Source organism: Microvirga tunisiensis (genome assembly GCF_009296175.1).
In the GTDB taxonomy this organism is placed as follows: Bacteria; Pseudomonadota; Alphaproteobacteria; order Rhizobiales; family Beijerinckiaceae; genus Microvirga; species Microvirga tunisiensis.
In genome coordinates this window covers 1-3,496 of sequence record NZ_VOSK01000506.1, presented here as the reverse complement: position 1 = coordinate 3,496, position 3,496 = coordinate 1, and the positions used below count along the sequence as shown (strand labels likewise).

General features: G+C 61.4%; 4 protein-coding genes and 1 pseudogene. 1 reads left to right on the top strand and 4 read right to left on the bottom strand.

Annotated features, from left to right (window positions below):
- Positions 1-76: 76 nt before the first annotated feature.
- Positions 77-310 carry a VOC family protein gene (locus FS320_RS40245; protein ID WP_152718069.1) on the bottom strand — a complete coding sequence of 78 codons (234 nt, stop codon included), beginning with the start codon at positions 308-310 and terminating at the stop codon, positions 77-79.
- A gap of 473 nt (positions 311-783) precedes the next feature.
- Here FS320_RS40245 and FS320_RS40240 point away from each other — a divergent pair, with 473 nt between their 5' ends.
- Positions 784-1,773: an adenylate/guanylate cyclase domain-containing protein gene (locus tag FS320_RS40240; protein WP_152718068.1), complete on the top strand. Its 990-nt coding sequence runs from the start codon at positions 784-786 to the stop codon at positions 1,771-1,773.
- A 221-nt stretch (positions 1,774-1,994) separates the two neighbouring features.
- Here FS320_RS40240 and FS320_RS40235 read toward each other — a convergent pair whose 3' ends face one another.
- The 3 genes and pseudogenes from FS320_RS40235 to FS320_RS46610 all read right to left on the bottom strand — a co-directional run.
- Complete coding sequence (locus FS320_RS40235; protein ID WP_152718066.1) at positions 1,995-2,480, bottom strand: hypothetical protein; 486 nt, start codon at positions 2,478-2,480, stop codon at positions 1,995-1,997.
- A gap of 213 nt (positions 2,481-2,693) precedes the next feature.
- Positions 2,694-3,044: pseudogene (locus FS320_RS40230) on the bottom strand (protein-L-isoaspartate O-methyltransferase family protein); the annotation flags it as partial.
- Positions 3,045-3,316: 272 nt separating this feature from the next.
- A partial coding sequence (locus FS320_RS46610) for an Rv2175c family DNA-binding protein (RefSeq protein WP_244627695.1) occupies positions 3,317-3,496 on the bottom strand: 180 nt, incomplete at its 5' end.

Below are 3,496 nucleotides of genomic sequence, written 5' to 3'. Positions count from 1 at the left end.
ACTTCGCATCTGGTACCGAGGCCCCGTCCAATGGGGATCAATCCACTTGCAGATCCCGCACCGCTTCGAAGTGCCGTCACAAGAGACGGCAGGCCAACCGGTCAAAATCACTGTGTCGAGGATCTAGTTCGGGGTCGCCGCCGATCAGGTGGAAGGTCCGGAAACCGTCGATGGTGAACCACCGGATGTGGCTCTTGCCGACTCTGTTGGGGATTTCCTGAAGGCCAAGCACAGTGGCGTAGAAGGAGGCACTGGCATCCACATCCCGCACATACAGCGAGACATGATGCAGGGTGAAAAGATCTGACATTGCCAAGCTTCCCTGCCGATATAGCCCAAGATTAGGTTCCGTAAGAGCATAGCGGGCATTGCATCGCACCACCACGTCACTCGCGGAGTATGCCGAAGTGAACCGACCCAGCGCTGCGATAATCGCAGTGTGAGAAAGGCGCTCCCTCGATCTCGAAAGCCAAGGTGTCGATTGAAGATCCCAGCGCGGTTTCCGGCCACAACCTCAAACTCGCGGGCAACTAAGCCCCAACTAAGGGACGGGTCTCAGTCGGTTAAGTTTGTTCTAGCTCCGTGAATCGAGCCTTGCATTTGGGATCGTACTGGTTCCGAGGGCGCTCCCACGAGAGGGATTTTATCGGGTAATCAACAGTGATCCTACCGCTACGAGCGCCTAGCTGGACCCATTCCTCAGCACGAGAGGTCTGGCTGTGATAAGTTAAACCAGGCAACCCGGCGTCAGGCCAAGCTTCTCCATAACGACGCGGTGAGCAGATGACCACGCCTGCGCCCGGTATCCAACGTCGGCTTGCGGCGATCTTCTGCGCCGACGTGGCAGGCTACACCCACCTTATGAATACGGATGAGCGCGGCACCCTGCGTCTGCTTACATCCCATCGCGAGATCACAGATCGTGAGATCGAGCGGCAGGGGGGACGGATTGCTAACACGGCAGGCGATAGCATCCTGGCAGAGTTCCCGAGCGCCGTGGACGCCGTACAATGCGCGATCACTATCCAAGAAAGGGTTGCCGCCGTGAATGAAGCAGTTCCTGACGAACGGCGGGTGATGTTCCGGATTGGCGTGCATGTCGGTGAAGCCATGGTCAGGGACGGCGACCTGTTCGGAGATGGTGTGAATGTCGCCGCCCGTCTGGAGGGATTAGCGCAACCGGGCTCAGTGTGCGTTTCTGGGGCGACCTACGACTATGTGCATCGGGTGCTGCCGCTGGTGTTCGAAGACCTCGGCTTACAGGCCGTGAAGAACCTCGACCCTATTCGCGCATACTTGACGCGCCCGAGCGGCGAGCGACCTTCGAGGACGACACTCTTCGACCACAGGCGCTTTGAGATTTATTGGGCTCGGCAGTTCCAGACGATCTGTATGGCTGTAATGACAGAAGTCGCCAAAACTGCGGACCTCAAGGGGATCGACATTCCCGTACTTGCGGCAATCATGGATGCACCCGGTATCCGGCTTCGCCAGTTGGCCGAGCGGGTGGGGATCGAGTGGGCCGTTGCCAAGCGAAGTGTGGCTCGTCTGGAACAGCGGGGATTCATCACGCGGGCTCCCGATACCGGTCGATCACACCAGCGGCTACTCAGTCCGACATCCGAGGGCACAGAGGTGCGTTTGAGGCTGCGTTCGGCGGTGATCGTCGCGCAGGACAGGTTGATGGCTCCGCTCTCCGATCAGGAGCGCGAAACGCTGAAAGACCTTCTCAGACGGGTAATCGAAGCGAATGTGAGCCGTGTCAATGGCTGAAGAGCGCCCACGCGCCGATTGCTGCTTCCTCATTTGGTGCGCCGCCGAGCATTCCCCGAGCCTCCGGGCCTACAGACCTGGTCCCTTGGCCGCGCCCGGGATGTTTCCCGGTCCGTCGTCCTGTGCCCTCTGGAGCTGGACACCGTACGGGTCGCTCCTTGCGTCCGGACGGCCAAGGCCGGCATCCAGGAACTCCACCGCGGTTGCGGGTCCATATAGCCTCAGCGTTTGGAACCGACCGTGATCGTCAGCAGACCATCGGCCCCCTGATCAAACGCCAGTGAATAGTGGGCATCGATCCCGGTGCCCTCGCTCTCCCCATCGCGGAGGGCCGTCCCAGCCAGGTCCGAGAGCAGCTTGAACCGCCTCTCGGGTTGAAGCGTGGGATCGACGAGTTCCATCGTCGCGCCCAATGATGCCGTGGCCTCAGTGACGCGGTCATGGACATCGCCTGCGGTATCGGTCGAGAGAAGATCCGCTGCGATCATGATCTCCCTTGTCCAAGGCGGTTTCGCCCGACCAGTGGCCACAAGGAGGGTGTGCGCTGACGAGAAGCGGCATTCCATCATGTCGCGCCCGCTGCACCGTTCGAGTTCAAAGCGCAGATCGAGGCCGGCCGACCGAAGTCTGTCGTTCACCGCGATGCCGACATCGCGGGGCGACCTGTCGAACGGGTCCGCGGTGGCCGGCCCGGCAAGGGCGGCCATAAGGGCCGTGGTGAGGATTTTCCGTTGGTTGTCCGCCCGGGCACCCTCCGCCGTCGGGAAGCATGGGCCAATACTGTGGCTGAAGCGTGCCGGCTGGCTCGCTTCAGCGGATGGCGAGGGATACGGAACATCGCGTGGGCGGCCCAGGGCAGAGCGGTTGATCTCGGGAGCGGTTCGTCACGCGCTCGTGAGGGGGCCGCACTTTCCAATTCCGACTTGGCGGGCGAGTTCGGCAAGAACGGCAGCTTGATAGCCCAGGCCGGTGCCAACCTCGAGCACGGCCTCATGAGGCTGTGGATCGAGCAGGTCTGCCATGAGAGCGCAGATGAAGGGCTGGGACACAGTCTTGTCGAAGCCGATCGGCAGAGGCGTGTCGTGGTAGGCCATGGCCGCAAGTTCAGGCGGCACGAAGAGGTGGCGTCGCACCCGCCGCATGGGTTCGAGAACTCGCTCTCCAAGGATGTCCTTGCCAATCTCCTCGCTCATGAGGTCGGCCTGAAGAGCAATCACCTCGACCATATGCCGGCGCAGGATGGCGAGGTGCGCTTCCGTCATCGGCTTCATGTCGGCAGATCCTCAATTGAGCTGATCCGAACGAGGCATGCCATCTTACGCCGATTGAGGGCACGCGCTAATCCCGTTCCGCAGCCTGGGACCGCGTGTGTTTCAGACGAATGGGCCAGTCAGTGTTTCTTGTAGAGCCGCTGTTCCGATGAAGGTGATCTCGAACCTACGACCAGCGAAAGAGCGTCTGAGTTACAATCTGCATTGGCATCCTCCCGCGCCGTGCCGCGGCTTCGGTGCTGCCAAGGGCGCGAGGCTGTTCATTCGGCTCCCTATGAGCGGGCGAGCTGGATCACTTCCGTGACGTTGCCCTGCCGCAGGGCCACGATCGGCGAGGCACCACCGAGAGCAGGATCCGGGGTGACAAGCCACTCAAGACGCATCCAGGGCGAGCGGATCGGCATGGAGCGGAGCACCTCGGACAGGCCCGCCACCATGCCTCCGATCTCAAA

Bases quoted from the DNA above. Each gene is read 5' to 3' on its own strand.
- FS320_RS40235 (WP_152718066.1), bottom strand. From the start codon at position 2,480: ATGGCCGCCCTTGCCGGGCCGGCCACCGCGGACCCGTTCGACAGGTCG.
- FS320_RS40245 (WP_152718069.1), bottom strand. From the start codon at position 310: ATGTCAGATCTTTTCACCCTGCATCATGTCTCGCTGTATGTGCGGGAT.
- FS320_RS40240 (WP_152718068.1), top strand. From the start codon at position 784: ATGACCACGCCTGCGCCCGGTATCCAACGTCGGCTTGCGGCGATCTTC.